Consider the following 12,833-nt stretch of genomic DNA (forward strand, 5'->3'; position numbering starts at 1 on the left):
CTCCTTCACGTGGTCGGCCGCCACACTGCCGCAGCGCGCCGCTGACGATCCTGTCCGGCAGGCAGGACTTCGTGGCCATCGCCGCGACCGACAGCGCTCATCAGTGCCTTTGCCCTACTGACGTGGCGGAAGACGTGGAAGTCGTGGCAGACCGCCTCCGACGTGAGCGGCGCGGGACCAAGCCGCGCGCGCGATCGACTACGCGTGGCCGGCCGGAGGCGCGGCAACTGGTGGCCGAGCACGTCGGACACCGGCAGAATCATGTCGGGGTCGGGCATCAATCAGTGAACCGTTCCTGCAGCCATGCCGGACGAACTTGTCGAGCCGTGTGCCAGATATCCGGCCGGAGAGGAGTTCGCCACCAGAGATCGCCAGATACACCGCCAGTAGTGCATCGTACTCGCGACGGACCCGGCATGCGACGCAACATTCATCCGTCGACGCCAATGGCATCGGGCCATCGTTGCACCCGACCACGCGCCTCAGCGGTTCAGCAGCTTCATCCCGGCGGATCGTGATGATCGCCGATGGCCGGAGTGATCGCCTCGAGTCGGGACATCTGCCCGGCGGTGAGCTGCAGCGCACCAGCCGCCCTCGACACCTGGCAGATCATCGCGCGCCGGCGCGACGCCACCCGCGCGTCGCCCGTCCTGCCACACGCACGTCCCGGCGGCAGCACGAGCGAGGCGTGCCGGCATCCCCTCGTCGCCGAACGTCGGTGCCGGCAGACACGGCACGTCGGGCGCCCGGCCCGCGGTACCACAGCCTCCACCCACCCGGCGCCGCTGGTCCTGCTGGGTCTCAGGGCACGTCGCCAGCTCGTGTCAATCCGCTTCGTGAACAATCCGGGATTGATCCGGGATCAATCTTCGGCGGCGGCTTCGAGGGTCCGGAACATGACATGAGCATCGACGAAGCCTCGTTGAGCGTGATGAAACGCGCTGGGCAACGTGCCGACAATGTGAAAGCCAAGCTGCTGCCAGAGGCGCACGGCTGGCTCGTTCGTGGCGACCACGAAGTTGAATTGCATGGCGCGGAAACCGAGCCGGCGAGCTTCGGCGAGGCAGTGCTCGCCCATACGTCGGCCGGTGCCGAGACCGCGAGCGGACGGCGAAACCATGAACGCAGCGTTGGCGACATGACTGCCACGCGCTGGCTGATTGGCCTTGAGGATGTAGGTGCCGACGACGCGTCCGTCGCTCTCGGCCACGTAGGTGTGGGTGCCGGCGCGGAACCAGTACGCCAACGCCTCCTCGCGGGGCATGTCCGGGGCAAAGACGTAGGTATCGCCGGGAGCGATGACCGCGCGGAAAATGCCCCAGATGGCATCCTCATCTGCCTTATCGGCTTGGCGTATGTTCATGAGCACGCGCGGAGCACTATCAACGACCCGGGCTCGGCGACCCGGCTTCTCCGCGCCTCGGTCCTTTCGATCCTTTGGCGGTCAGGCGTTGCGGTCATTGCGAGTTGAGGCGCCAGAAGCAAGGTCGCTGGCAGCAACGACCAGCTCGGTGGTAGCCGTGGCATCTCGAGTTGATTCAGTCATTGGCGGTCGTTCTCAGAATGCGACGCCCAACGCCCGGTAGTGTATCCCGCGAACAAGCGTCGCTGTTCGATGGGTGCGGCGCAGCGTGACCGCGGGATACACCGCCGTTGATCTGCGGCGCCGGGAACTGCACGTCGTCGCCGACCATCACGCGCGTGTGGCCGGCCTGCGGCTTCGTCATCACGGGAGGCAGCGGGCGGGAGACATGGGTCGCCCCGGGAGTGCAAGGACGCACGGACTCCGCTGCGCACTGGCCTTCAGAGATGGTTCCGGAAGAACGGCGTGATCTTGCCGAGCACTGCGTCACGGCCGGCGCCGTCATACAGGTCCATGTGCGAAGCCCCGTCGACGAGGAACAGCTCCTTTTCGTGTGCCGGGTGCCCTGGCGTGGAGCTCCTGGTCCGCCGCCGCGGAAGCGCCGGCAATGCAACAGGGCCAGGCCTGTTGGCGCTACCTGGGCACGCGAGCCCTCGCCCTGCAGCGGCGCGAGCGTTGTCCGATTGAATGAAGAAGAACGATGCACGCCGATGACTCCGACAGGACGAACGCGTGGAGCACCCGTAGATCGAAAGCTCGGTCGACACGCGGAGCCTCTCTCGCACGGTTGCCATTCGACGCCGGCATCGCGGTGGCTGCCGTGAACTCGACACACCTCGCCCCTGGGGTTCGCTGATGACCGTGCAGATCGTCGAACCCCTCGTCACTGGCACTGAGAGGCTCACGAAGCCCGGCGCCGCGCTTCCCGAGAAGGGCCCGGGGATGCGGCACGTCGGCATCGATCTCCGAACCGCCAGTTGCGCCAGTCGCGCATGCGGTCACGCTGTGCGCCTCTACCAGGGCCAGGCGCTTTTCATGCACCCCCTTGGGGCGTGCCTGGTTCGCTGTCTCGTGCTGACGTTCTGCCTCCTGTCTGCCACGGCGACGGCCGCCGAACGCTACGTTCGTGCCGGAGCGACGGGGAGCGGAAGTGGCGCCGACTGGACCAACGCGTGCCCTGGCTTCACGGGCACCTGCGCCGTCGGCAATCTCGCGCGCGGAGACACCTATTACATCGCCGACGGCAGCTATGGCTCGATGACGCTCGCTCGCGCGACCTCTGGCACAGCCGCCATCACCTTCAGGAAAGCGACCGCGTCCGACCATGGGACCGATGTCGGTTGGAGTTCTGCCTACGGTGACGGACAGGCGAGCTTCGGCACCATTTTCGCGGTGACCGACTACTGGACGTTCGACGGCCAGGTACGCGACGAGAACAACTGGTCCGACACCGGCGCGTACGGCTTTCGCCTGAGCGAGGTTGTCGCCAACACGATCAACCATGGCACCGGGTCCAGCCACATGACCTTTCGTTATGTGGATGTCGGTGGTCCGGCCAGCACGTCTTACAACGCCGGCAACCCCGACCACGGGTTCTATCTCGGCGGGTTCGGGTCCGTGTTGTCGCACTGGGTGATTACACGCAGCCACGTCCACAACGTGAACCGGATACCATTCCAGCTGGCTGGCGCGTCGAACATCGTCATTGAATACAGTTGGATCGGGCCGAATTGGAACAAGGAAACGATTCGCGGCCAGGTGCGGGCATCCGATATCGTCATCCGCTACAACGTGCTCAAGAACGGCTGTCAGAACGGGCCGGCACGCGAGGGCTGCACGGCGGACATCGGCATGTGGGACGGCGGCAACGGCGCCTTCGACGGCAGCCAGATCTACGGCAATCTCATATGGCGTACGGCTGTCGACGCCGTCAGCGACGGCGTGATCTTCATCGGCGGTGATGGAGGGCTGACAGCCGCCGGTTCGCCCGCCAACAACGTGGTCGTCTACAACAACACCATCGTCAGTGCCGCCGCATCGGGGAACCACACGATCCGCTTCCCGGGAGCGCGCACAGGCACGGTGGCATCCAACAACATCTGGTATCTCTCCGGCGGGGCGTTCGCGGGCTGCACGGCGAACGTCTGTGACAACAACTCCGTCTACACTTCGTCCCCGCCGTTCGTGAACCCGGGAGGTGGCGACTTCCGACTGACCGGCCCCGTGGCTGGCGCCACGCTGGGCCACCCGTACGATCGGGACATGACCGGCGCCCTTCGGGGCGGCGACGGCGCGTGGGATCGCGGGGCGTTCGAGTTCGGCGGCGCGACACCTCCATCGCCGACGTCGCCTTCGCCGCCAACGAACCTCCGGATAGTCAACCCCTGACCTGGAGCGTGCGCGTGAAGAAGGGGCTCTGAAGCGCACCGACTTTCTCGGAGACCTCCTTTTCCTGGGAGGATGGGGTCGATGGGACGTCCAAGTCAGTTTTCACCGGAGGTGCGTGAGCGCGCCGTCCGTATGGTCGAAGAGCACCGCGAGGCCCACACCTCGGAGTGGGCAGTGCTGCGGTCGATCGCGCCGAAACTCGGATGTACGGCGGAGACGCTGCGCAAGTGGGTGCGGCAGGCCCAGCGGGACACGGGGCATCGCCAGGGCCTGACGACGAGCGAGCGGGAGCGGCTCAAGGCGTTGGAGCGGGAGGTGCGCGAGCTGAAGCGGGCCAACGAGATCCTACGCAAGGCGTCCGCGTATTCCGCCCAGGCGGAGCTCGACCGCCGGAGCACGTAGCCACGATGGTGTCGTTCATCGACGCGCATCGGGCGCAGTACGGGGTCGAGTCGATCTGCACGCTGCTGGCGATCGCCCCGTCCACCTATCACCGCCACCGCCGGCAGGCCGCCGACCCGACCCGGCGCTCTGCGCGTGCGCGACGCGATGACACGCTACGTGTCGAGATCCAGCGCGTCTACGACGAGCACCACCACACCGCTCCACACTCCAACTAACTCATTACGTCGATGTAGCAGTGGATCTGGAAGCGGCAGTAGGCGCAGATGCCCATCCAGCCGGCACGGCCACAGTGCTCTTGCCATGTCCACGCCGGACTCTGGAAGTAGATCCACTCGAGTTGCTCCGCGGTCCTGCCGCACCCGTGGCAACCGTCGAGCTGGGACTTGTCCTCCGGCGGCCCGCTGTGCCCATCGGTTTCACCTCCGAAGGACGATGGGCGGCTCGTGCAACCACGACAGGCCTCGACGTCTTCCCAGGGGAAGAAGCCTTCTTCTCGCCGCTTCTCCAGCCGGATGCGCGCGAACTCGGACAGCAACGTGTCTACATCGGTCCACGGCCACGGCTGTGCCTCGAGCCAGGTCATGAACTGATGCATCTCTCTCTGCTTGTACAGCACCGCCAGCAGCCCAGCCGCGTGGTCGTCATCGAGCACTGGCGGAAGGAGATCGAGAAGCCGCGCCCTGTGCGGCTTGAACCAGCCGTCGGTCATGAACAGCACACCGCCACGACGGTTGCTGAGGAAGACGAGCCAGTCGATGGCTGCCTCGCGCGTGATTCCTGCACGAATGGGGTGTCGTCGAGGAGGACTCATCTCAGGCCCAACGACGGCAGATGAAGTACCGCGAACCTGTCGCCGCAAAGCGCTCCGACACGTCTGCGATCCGTTCGAGTCCACATGAAGCGAGCGTGCTCAGCACGATATCGGCGGGCCAGTAGCGGATCGAAAAGCGGTCACGCACATCATGTTCGGTAGTGTCCCGTCAAGTGGTGGAAATTGATCGGCGTCGTTCGTGAGCGTGTGCCCGGCTACGCGAGCGTCTGCATGCTCTCCTGCGCGGTGGTCGACAGTGCGGCCGCTGTGGGCTGCGACATCGACTCGGCGCTGAAGTAGCGGCGTTCAGCGACGGCCCATTCGTCGTCCTGCTCGAGTAGGACGGCGCCGACCAGGCGGATGACGGCCGCCGGGTTGGGAAAGATGCCGACGACCTGCGACCGCCGCGTGATCTCCGTGTTGAGCCGCTCCAGCGGATTCGTGCTGTGCAGCTGTCGCTGATGCTCAAGCGGCAGGTGCCGATACGCCAGCACGTCCTCCGCCGCGTCTTCGAGCAGCGCCGCCGCCTTGGTGAAGCGCGTCCGCAATCCCTCCGCCACCTTCCGCAGTTGCGCGAGTGCCGACGCATGATCCGGCTGCGCAAAGATGGTCCGCCCGATCGCCGCAATCGCCTCGCGGGCGCCATGCGGCACGGTGGCGAGCAGGTTGCGCATGAAGTGCACGCGACAGCGCTGCCAGGTGGTGCCGCTCAGCACCGTGCTGATCGCGTGCCTGAGTCCCTCGTGCGCGTCCGAGATCACCAGGCGCACGCCCTTGAGGCCCCGCTTCACGAGACTGCGCAGAAACGCGGTCCAGAAGGCCTTCTCCTCGGACGGGCCGACATCGAGCCCGAGCACCTGGCGCTCGCCGTCGCTGGTCACGCCGACGGCGACGACGGTGGCCTGGCTGATCACACGGCCGTCCACGCGCACCTTGTGGTACGTCGCGTCCAGCCACACGTAGCGATACTCGCCCGTGAGGGGCCGTGTGCGAAACGCGGCGACCGTGGTATCGAGCTCGGCGCAAATGCGCGACACGTCCGACTTGGAGATCCCGTCGACGCCCAGCGCTTTGACCAGGTCGTCGACCTTGTGCGTCGAGACGCCGTGCACGTAGGCCTCCTGCACGACGGCCAGCAAGGCGTGCTCGGCGCGGCGGCGCGGCTGCAGCAGCGACGGGAAGTTGATGTGAATCGTACCGGGAATCTCGGAGGGCGAGTTAATTGAGTCAGGCCACGGCGGCCTGCTCATAGTACTGCGCTTCGTACTCCGCGGGCGGCACGTACCCGATTGGCTCAAGCAGCCGCCGCGTATTGAACCAATCGACCCACGTCAGCGTGGCGATCTCCACGCCGTCCAGATGCCGCCACGGTCCCAGTCGCTGAATCACCTCCGTCTTGAAGAGCCCGATCACGGATTCGGCCAGGGCGTTGTCGTACGCGTCGCCGCGACTACCCACGGACGGAGCGATGCCCTCATCCGCCAGGCGATCCGTGTACCGCATCGAGAGATATTGCGAACCGTGATCGCTGTGGTGCACGAGGCCGGCCGGCGGCGCGCCGCCGCGAGCGCAGATCGCCTGCTCCAGCGCGTCCAACACGAAGTCCGTGCGCATCGACGACGACACGCGCCAGCCCACGATCCGTCGCGCGAACACATCGATGACAAACGCGACGTACACAAACCCAGCCCAGGTCGCCACGTAGGTGAAGTCCGCGACCCAGAGCTGGTTCGGTCGCGTGGCCTCGAACGTGCGGTCGACCAGGTCGGTGGGACGATCAAGAGCGGGCTGAGACTGGGTCGTGACCTTCCATGCCCGGCCCCGTACCACGCCAGCCAACCCCATCTCGCGCATGAGGCGCTCGACCGTGCAGCGGGCCACGTTGTGGCCCTCCCGGACCAACTGCCGCCAGACCTTCCGCGGCCCATAGACGCCGAAGGTATCCGCGTGCACCCGCTGAATCGCGAGACGGAGCTCGGCATCGCGCTTCGCGCGAGCCGAGCGTTTCGTCGCGTCCCGCTGCTGCGCATGGACTCGGAAGTACGTCGACGGGGCGATCGGCAACACGCGGCAGATCGGCTCGACCCCATACGTCGCACGGTGTCCGTCGATGAAGCGGATCATTTCTTCGGTCGGCGGTCGAGCTCCGCCTGGGCGAAAAACGCCGACGCCTTCCGCAGGATCTCATTGGCACGCGTCAGCTCGCGGTTGTCACGCTCCAACTGCGTGAGCCGCTGGCGCTCATCCGTCGTCAGGCCGCCACGCTGCCCGCGGTCGCGTTCAGCCTGGCGGACCCAATTCCGCAGGGTCTCGGCCGTGCAACCGAACTTGCTGGCGATCGAGGTGATCGCCGCCCACTGCGACGGATGCTCCGGACCATGTTCGCGAACCATGTGGACGGCTCGCTCTCTGACTTCAGGGGAATACTTCCTCGGTCTTGCCATGGGCTAATCCTCTCAAGGAATCAGCCCTCCGAAAAACCCGGGACGGTTCACTATGGATAGCCATCGTCACCGGCCGCCAGATTCTTCAGCGGATGATGCATCCATTTGGCGCCAGTATCGGGTCCTTGAGCAACCCCACCGCGGGTACCATTTCGCTCCCGTGGTGCGGCGCGCGCACTACCCCCCAGAGGTACAACTCTTCGAGGTCGGCTGCCGCGCTCCGGGCGATCTCAACCCGGTATGCCATGCTTGCGTCGCGGCCGGGTGAAGACTTGCTTCGCCGGTCTCGTACGGCCAGCCTTCACGTCGGCCAGGCCACGCTGAATCCCCTCGATCGCTTCGATCCGATCGAGCAGCCCCTGATACGCCTCGGCGGCCTGGACCACGAGCTCGGCCTTCCCATTGATGGTCAGAACCATCGGATTGCCCGTCTTGCGGATGCGCTCCAGCAGGTCAACGGTGTTGCGCTTGAAGTCACTGAGCGACCGGATGTCGTTGGCAAGGTCCAGCATCATGTCCTCATCTGATTCGCACTGAATCTGATGCTCTCACGGAGCCCACGGCTTGAGCAAGACAGCACGGTGACCAGACAGAGCGTCCACCACCACCCGAAGCGCTCCGACAACGTCCGGCGATCAATTGCAGCGCCCCAGCGAACGCCCCATAGTCGCTGCATGACGAGGAGGTGACGCATGTTGGATCGCTACGACCCGCGCGACGATGAGCGCGATGACCGAGATCGGGGCCGCGACCTCGATCGCGGCGGCCGCGGCGGTGGCGACGCGCCTGACCGTCGAGACCGCGAGGCTCGCGACCCCTTCATTCGCGACCTCAACCTGCCGGATGGTCGCGAACGGGAACGCGTCCGCGACCGCGATCGCGTCTACGACATCGACGGCTCCGAGGCCCGCATGCTGGCGACGGTCGGCTCGTTCCGTGTTGTCGCCGAACACGACCTGACGGCGCTGCGCGACGATGCCCGGAAGCCGCATCAGAGCATGCGTCACCTCGAAGACTCGGGGCTGATTCGACGGTCGCCACTCGACGCCAACGACCGCGCCGTCGTCCTTACCGACCGTGGCCGTGATCTGCTCGAAGCCAACCGATCGATCCCGCGCGACGAGCGAACGCATGACCGGCAGGAGTTCTACGCCGGTCTCAGGAAGCCGCCCGAGTTGACCCATGACGTGAAGGTCTACCGCGCCTACGAGCGCGCCGAGGAACGCATTCGCGACCGTGGTGGGCACGTCAGGCGCGTCGTCCTCGACTACGAGATGAAGCGTGACTACCAGCGGTTCCTGCACGAGCGCAATCGCGGCAAGCGGGACTGCGACGGACGCCCCGACCGGGATGCCGAGGAGATCGTGCGATGGGCGCAGGAACGCAACCGTCCGTACGAGCAGGACGGGCACGTGCACTTCCCTGACGCGCGCGTCGAGTACGAAGACCGCGACGGGCTCGATCGCTTCGAAGACCTGGAGATCGTGACGCCGCACTATCGCGGCGCTCATGCGGCTGGCGCTGCGAAGTCCGGCTTCAGTTGCTACGCGTCGAGCGGATCCAGTGTCGGCGGGCGCGGTGGCAGTGGTGGCCGGAGCCCCCGGCTCGCCGAAGAGTTCGTATGAGCACGCTCCCGCTCGAACCGACACCGCTCCCTCCGGCGCCCAGGTACTGGTCTCTCGAAGAGACGAACGCGGAGCGCCTGCACGCGATTGCCGCGTTCGGTTTCACGGAGCGTCAGTCCCGCTTCCTTCTGGAGGTCCTGCTGCACGCCGGCGTCTTCCTCGAACGGCAGTACTGCCAGTTCGCCGGCATCGCCCACGGGCAGAAGAGCACGAACTTCATCCGCACTCTCGTCGGTCGCCGCCTCGCAACGCCGGTGACGCCGGGCAAGCTGCATCGAGGCCGGATGTTCCACGTCCACTACAAGCCACTGTGGACCGCCATCCGCGAGCCCGACAGCCGCTTCCGGAAGCGCGCCGCACCAGGGCGCCTCATCGAGCGCGTGATGCTGCTCGATGCGGTCCTCGATGACCGTTCGATGATCTGGCTGGCGTCCGCGGTGGATAAGCGACACCACTTCCAGGATCACCTCCGCGATCGGTTCGAGCTGATCGACATGCCGCAGCTGCGATTCGGCGACGGCGCGTCACGGATCTATCGCCACTTCCCGGACAAGCTTCCCATCGGCGACGACCGCGAGCGCAGCGACCATCACGTCTTCATGTACCTCGTGACGACGCCCGTCCCGTGGGACTTCAGGCTGTTCCTTCTGCGGCACATCCCACTACTGCGTCAGCTGAGCCGCTGGACCATCCGGCTGCTATTGCCGAAGCCCCTCGTCCGAGCGCGCCAGAGCTACCTGCACGCGGCGCGTGAGCACCTGGTGGGAGCCGCCAGGGGTCGGAACGTCTCCATGATCGAGGAGATGTTCCAGCAGCGGCGACGGCTTGCCGAGCCGAACCCGGAGCCGCCGTACGCCCGGTACCAGGAGGACGTCCGCCTGACATCAGCGCCGCGGTTCCGCGCCCTGTATCACCAGTGGCTTGCCGATCCCGAGCGGACGCTCCGGTTCGCGGATTCCAACGTCCTTTCCGACGCGCTGGAACGCGGATTGGGCCACGTCGAGTGCGTCGAGCTCTCGCGCCAGTACCTGCATCTCTCCCCCTTGGTCGACGTCGCCTGACGCGGCCGGGGATACGCCGTACACCTCCTTTCCGATGGCAGAAGTATGCGAAGACGGCATAGTATTGCCGGCCGTCCAATCACCGTGCGCCGGAGCGCTTCCACTGCGCCCGCTGTCGACACATCCTCGCGTGCGATGCCGCCGCCAAGACGGAATAGTCGAGGACAACCCCTGGGGACCACCTCGATTTCGCAGGTCGTCCCCTTCGCGCGATTCTGCCTACCCCTGCGGAACTGACCACCGGCGATGACCGCTGCCTGACGTCGGCCGGGATAACCGCCTGTGCGCTCGCCGCTTCGCCGCGATGAACCTCCGACGCTGCCCCTGGGCGGCGCTCTATGCCGCCCTCCTGCCGGTGCGCGGACAAGCGCCAATACAGGAAACCATGGCGTGAGGCGACCCCGGCTGGCGCCCTGCATTTCGTCCCACGCGAGTCCGGAGGGGTCGCTCACGCCATGGCTGCCGGTGCCCGTGTCGATGCCGCTGTGGGCGTCGATCGTGACCGGGCGCGCCGCTGCTTGCTACCGCAGATGTCGCACCGGGTATTGGTAAGGTTGCCCGCACGGTTCGTGGCTCGATCGTGCGGGAAGGACGTGCTCGGTCGTTGGCCCGGAGATTCGACGCAACCGGGGCCGCCAGCCATCACGCATTCGAGTCTCGATCTGTGCTCGGCGCCGTCAAGGCGCGTCGCTTCGCTCTGCCCGCCTGAAATGTGTGCGGCTGCGGCCTTGACCGCGCCTGCGCGCAGATGGTGTCTTGGCAGTTGCGTGATGGCCAGCGACTACCGTTGTTACCAGGGCGGCGTCGTCCGCACGCGGACGCGTACTGTCGACTGTTGACGCTCCGCGATCGCGATGAACGGCGACTGGACATCCACGGTGGACGCGCGAAGGGCATCGATGATGTCGAGCACGAACGCTGCGAAGATGTGACCTGGGCGGAGATACACGATCCCGACGAATGACGTCCCGGTCCGGATCGCGGAGCGGCCGAAGGCAACATCATGCGTGACCACGACGCGCCCGAGACGAGTTGCGGTTTCGAGCACGTCGGCATCAGGTCGGCCGACCAGCGCCTCGTCCCACACCGACCGCACGTCGTGGCCACGAGAGCGAAGGCCACTGACGACATCCGGCGCGATGTTCTCGTCTGCGAGGAGCGGGAAGTCCAGCGGTTTCACGCGGTAATCCGCAGGTCCCACGTCCGATCACCGCGCAGCGCGTTCGCGGCGTAGCGAAACGCCGCGGAGAGCCCCTCGGCCGTGAGTTGCGGATACTGCGCAAGGATCTGCTCGGACGTGGCCCCGCTGGCGGCCAGTTCCAGCAGGAACTCGACGCTCAGACGCGTGCCTCGAACGCAAGGCTTACCGTCGAGAATCTGCGGGTGGGCAACGATGAGGTCTTCGGCCATGTGGCGTGTCCTTGTCGGTCCATTCTACGGTGGGAAGGGATCGGCTCCAACCCGAGGCGCTGCCTCCAGGCCTGCGGCTGTCCATGGGCGAATCTTCCCCATTGACCGCGCGCCGCGCCAGGCGTAGGCTGTCCTCATCGTCCGGGCCCTACTGCACACCTCCCGCGCGAGTGACACTCCGCGCGGGTTGCTGATGGACGGCAGCCTCAGGGCTCCCGCCAGCAGCACACTCCTTCACTAGCACGGTTGCCACTCCGGCGCGCACGTGAGTGCCGTGGCTCGGAGATCCGCTACCGTATGCGACCCGCTCCATCGGTGCGTCGCGGCGGTACCGAAAGCCCGGTCGTTGGCTGGCGATTCGAGGAGGCAGTACGCCAGCGCACCGCACGGCTTTGACACGCGTGGCTTCCAGCCGCGCACACTGCGCAGGCGCGTTGCCTCCGCAGACGCTGTTCGGCACAACCGCCAGCATCTCGCGCAACTGCCAACGACGCGACGGGCTGACAGCCCCTCGCGTTCGAGCGCGCCATCCGTGGACGTTCGGCAACAGCTTGCGAGGTGCACCATGAGGACATGGCTGACGGTCGGCGAAGGCGCCGACTACGCGAATGTGAGTCGGGACACGATCTACACCGCGTGCGAGCGGAAGGAACTCCGGCACGTGCGAATCAGCGGCCGCCGCACGATCCGGCTGCGGCCAATCTGGATCGATGCCTGGATGGAACAGCACGCACGCGAACCGAGAGGCGCTCGGCCGGCGACGAGCGTGCAGGACGGAGCGGCGTCATGAACGTCCAGACGATTCGTTACGCAACACGCGCGTTGACCGAGCGCGAGGTCTCCGAGCTGCTCGGCCTGTCGGTCGCCACGCTGCGCGCCTGGCGGCATCGTGGTCAGGGCCCACGGTTCCTGCGCCTCGGCCGCGCCGTGCGCTACCTGCCGGCTGACCTCGAGGACTTCGTGCGCGCCAGCGCCGTTGACGCCACCGTGGCACTCTCGCACGATCGACGGTTCGGCACCGAGGAGCTCCAGTCATGAGCCTGTGGAAGCGCGGACGCCAGTACTGGGCGGACTTCACGGTCGATGGTCGCCGCTACCGCAAGCGCCTCGATACGACGAACCTGCAGGACGCGAAGCGCAAGGAGCGCCAGCTCATCGAGGACGCCGGCCACGGCGCAGTCCCGACACATGCGCAGGGGCCAAAGCGGCTGTTCGAGGCCGTCGACGCCTACATCGAGGGGAAGCGCCTGCACTGCTCGCCGCGGACGATCGAGTTCGAGGAAGAGCGGCTCATCTCGCTGAAGCGCTACTTCGGCGATGTGCCTC

General features: G+C 66.4%; 17 protein-coding genes and 2 other annotated features. Of the genes, 8 read left to right on the forward strand and 9 right to left on the reverse strand.

What is annotated here, in order from left to right; translation table 11 throughout:
• Positions 1 to 5: 5 nt before the first annotated feature.
• The 3 genes from IT182_01915 to IT182_01925 all read right to left on the reverse strand — a co-directional run bounded on the left by IT182_01915 (position 6) and on the right by IT182_01925 (position 1,363).
• On the reverse strand, positions 6 to 263 hold the full coding sequence (locus tag IT182_01915) for a hypothetical protein (protein ID MCC6162084.1): 258 nt from the start codon (positions 261 to 263) through the stop codon (positions 6 to 8).
• A gap of 236 nt (positions 264 to 499) precedes the next feature.
• Positions 500 to 679 carry a hypothetical protein gene (locus IT182_01920; protein ID MCC6162085.1) on the reverse strand — a complete coding sequence of 60 codons (180 nt, stop codon included), beginning with the start codon at positions 677 to 679 and terminating at the stop codon, positions 500 to 502.
• Positions 680 to 862: 183 nt separating this feature from the next.
• Positions 863 to 1,363 carry a GNAT family N-acetyltransferase gene (locus IT182_01925; protein ID MCC6162086.1) on the reverse strand — a complete coding sequence of 167 codons (501 nt, stop codon included), beginning with the start codon at positions 1,361 to 1,363 and terminating at the stop codon, positions 863 to 865.
• Positions 1,364 to 2,398: 1,035 nt separating this feature from the next.
• Between IT182_01925 and IT182_01930 the strand changes: the two genes are divergently transcribed.
• From IT182_01930 to IT182_01940, 3 genes are all read left to right on the forward strand, one after another.
• Complete coding sequence (locus tag IT182_01930) at positions 2,399 to 3,751, forward strand: hypothetical protein (GenBank protein MCC6162087.1); 1,353 nt, start codon at positions 2,399 to 2,401, stop codon at positions 3,749 to 3,751.
• A gap of 81 nt (positions 3,752 to 3,832) precedes the next feature.
• Positions 3,833 to 4,153: a transposase gene (locus IT182_01935; GenBank protein MCC6162088.1), complete on the forward strand. Its 321-nt coding sequence runs from the start codon at positions 3,833 to 3,835 to the stop codon at positions 4,151 to 4,153.
• Positions 4,111 to 4,233, forward strand: a sequence feature (AL1L pseudoknot). Its footprint overlaps the gene before it by 43 nt.
• The gene (locus IT182_01940; GenBank protein ID MCC6162089.1) at positions 4,159 to 4,371 is read left to right on the forward strand and encodes a hypothetical protein; all 213 of its coding nucleotides are present in this window, start codon (positions 4,159 to 4,161) and stop codon (positions 4,369 to 4,371) included. (Overlaps the previous feature by 75 nt.)
• Here the strand turns inward: IT182_01940 and IT182_01945 are convergent.
• The 4 genes from IT182_01945 to IT182_01960 form a co-directional block, all read right to left on the reverse strand.
• Entirely contained in the window at positions 4,368 to 4,967 is a 600-nt protein-coding gene (locus IT182_01945) for a hypothetical protein (GenBank protein ID MCC6162090.1), read from the reverse strand. The two genes, IT182_01940 and IT182_01945, sit on opposite strands and share 4 nt — an antisense overlap.
• 215 nt (positions 4,968 to 5,182) lie before the next feature.
• Entirely contained in the window at positions 5,183 to 6,217 is a 1,035-nt protein-coding gene (locus IT182_01950; GenBank protein MCC6162091.1) for an IS256 family transposase, read from the reverse strand.
• Positions 6,195 to 7,411, reverse strand: a protein-coding gene (locus tag IT182_01955; GenBank protein ID MCC6162092.1) for an IS3 family transposase whose coding sequence is annotated in 2 segments (ribosomal slippage) — positions 6,195 to 7,129 and positions 7,129 to 7,411 — 1,218 coding nt in all. Because the reading frame shifts where the segments join, the coding sequence is not laid out codon by codon here. The genes IT182_01950 and IT182_01955 overlap by 23 nt, the downstream gene beginning before the upstream one ends.
• Positions 7,017 to 7,133: a sequence feature (AL1L pseudoknot), on the reverse strand. (Overlaps the previous gene by 117 nt.)
• Before the next feature lie 230 nt (positions 7,412 to 7,641).
• Positions 7,642 to 7,923, reverse strand: coding sequence for a type II toxin-antitoxin system Phd/YefM family antitoxin (locus IT182_01960; GenBank protein ID MCC6162093.1), 282 nt, complete (start codon positions 7,921 to 7,923; stop codon positions 7,642 to 7,644).
• A 180-nt stretch (positions 7,924 to 8,103) separates the two neighbouring features.
• Here IT182_01960 and IT182_01965 point away from each other — a divergent pair, with 180 nt between their 5' ends.
• Both IT182_01965 and IT182_01970 read left to right on the forward strand, forming a co-directional pair.
• Positions 8,104 to 9,036 carry a hypothetical protein gene (locus IT182_01965; GenBank protein MCC6162094.1) on the forward strand — a complete coding sequence of 311 codons (933 nt, stop codon included), beginning with the start codon at positions 8,104 to 8,106 and terminating at the stop codon, positions 9,034 to 9,036.
• Positions 9,033 to 10,097, forward strand: a complete 1,065-nt coding sequence (locus IT182_01970) for a hypothetical protein (protein MCC6162095.1) — start codon at positions 9,033 to 9,035, stop codon at positions 10,095 to 10,097. The genes IT182_01965 and IT182_01970 overlap by 4 nt, the downstream gene beginning before the upstream one ends.
• Before the next feature lie 790 nt (positions 10,098 to 10,887).
• Here the strand turns inward: IT182_01970 and IT182_01975 are convergent.
• Entirely contained in the window at positions 10,888 to 11,277 is a 390-nt protein-coding gene (locus tag IT182_01975; protein MCC6162096.1) for a DUF5615 family PIN-like protein, read from the reverse strand.
• A complete protein-coding gene (locus IT182_01980; GenBank protein MCC6162097.1) occupies positions 11,274 to 11,507 on the reverse strand; it encodes a DUF433 domain-containing protein in 234 nt (77 codons plus the stop codon). The genes IT182_01975 and IT182_01980 overlap by 4 nt, the downstream gene beginning before the upstream one ends.
• A 565-nt stretch (positions 11,508 to 12,072) precedes the next feature.
• Between IT182_01980 and IT182_01985 the strand changes: the two genes are divergently transcribed.
• From IT182_01985 to IT182_01995, 3 genes are all read left to right on the forward strand, one after another.
• Positions 12,073 to 12,297 carry a helix-turn-helix domain-containing protein gene (locus IT182_01985; GenBank protein ID MCC6162098.1) on the forward strand — a complete coding sequence of 75 codons (225 nt, stop codon included), beginning with the start codon at positions 12,073 to 12,075 and terminating at the stop codon, positions 12,295 to 12,297.
• Positions 12,294 to 12,545, forward strand: a complete 252-nt coding sequence (locus tag IT182_01990; protein ID MCC6162099.1) for a helix-turn-helix domain-containing protein — start codon at positions 12,294 to 12,296, stop codon at positions 12,543 to 12,545. The genes IT182_01985 and IT182_01990 overlap by 4 nt, the downstream gene beginning before the upstream one ends.
• A partial coding sequence (locus IT182_01995; GenBank protein ID MCC6162100.1) for a hypothetical protein occupies positions 12,542 to 12,833 on the forward strand: 292 nt, incomplete at its 3' end. The genes IT182_01990 and IT182_01995, both read left to right, overlap by 4 nt.

It is taken from the genome of Acidobacteriota bacterium (genome assembly GCA_020845575.1).
Lineage (GTDB): Bacteria > Acidobacteriota > Vicinamibacteria > Vicinamibacterales > Vicinamibacteraceae > Luteitalea.

What these genes read in the sequence shown, in the direction of transcription:
- IT182_01950 (MCC6162091.1), bottom strand. Translation starts at nt 6,217, where the DNA reads ATGAGCAGGCCGCCGTGGCCTGACTCAATTAACTCGCCCTCCGAGATT.
- IT182_01990 (MCC6162099.1), top strand. Translation starts at nt 12,294, where the DNA reads ATGAACGTCCAGACGATTCGTTACGCAACACGCGCGTTGACCGAGCGC.
- IT182_01915 (MCC6162084.1), bottom strand. Translation starts at nt 263, where the DNA reads ATGATTCTGCCGGTGTCCGACGTGCTCGGCCACCAGTTGCCGCGCCTC.
- IT182_01930 (MCC6162087.1), top strand. Translation starts at nt 2,399, where the DNA reads ATGCACCCCCTTGGGGCGTGCCTGGTTCGCTGTCTCGTGCTGACGTTC.
- IT182_01965 (MCC6162094.1), top strand. Translation starts at nt 8,104, where the DNA reads ATGTTGGATCGCTACGACCCGCGCGACGATGAGCGCGATGACCGAGAT.
- IT182_01985 (MCC6162098.1), top strand. Translation starts at nt 12,073, where the DNA reads ATGAGGACATGGCTGACGGTCGGCGAAGGCGCCGACTACGCGAATGTG.
- IT182_01980 (MCC6162097.1), bottom strand. Translation starts at nt 11,507, where the DNA reads ATGGCCGAAGACCTCATCGTTGCCCACCCGCAGATTCTCGACGGTAAG.
- IT182_01970 (MCC6162095.1), top strand. Translation starts at nt 9,033, where the DNA reads ATGAGCACGCTCCCGCTCGAACCGACACCGCTCCCTCCGGCGCCCAGG.
- IT182_01945 (MCC6162090.1), bottom strand. Translation starts at nt 4,967, where the DNA reads ATGAGTCCTCCTCGACGACACCCCATTCGTGCAGGAATCACGCGCGAG.
- IT182_01960 (MCC6162093.1), bottom strand. Translation starts at nt 7,923, where the DNA reads ATGCTGGACCTTGCCAACGACATCCGGTCGCTCAGTGACTTCAAGCGC.
- IT182_01940 (MCC6162089.1), top strand. Translation starts at nt 4,159, where the DNA reads ATGGTGTCGTTCATCGACGCGCATCGGGCGCAGTACGGGGTCGAGTCG.
- IT182_01935 (MCC6162088.1), top strand. Translation starts at nt 3,833, where the DNA reads ATGGGACGTCCAAGTCAGTTTTCACCGGAGGTGCGTGAGCGCGCCGTC.
- IT182_01925 (MCC6162086.1), bottom strand. Translation starts at nt 1,363, where the DNA reads ATGAACATACGCCAAGCCGATAAGGCAGATGAGGATGCCATCTGGGGC.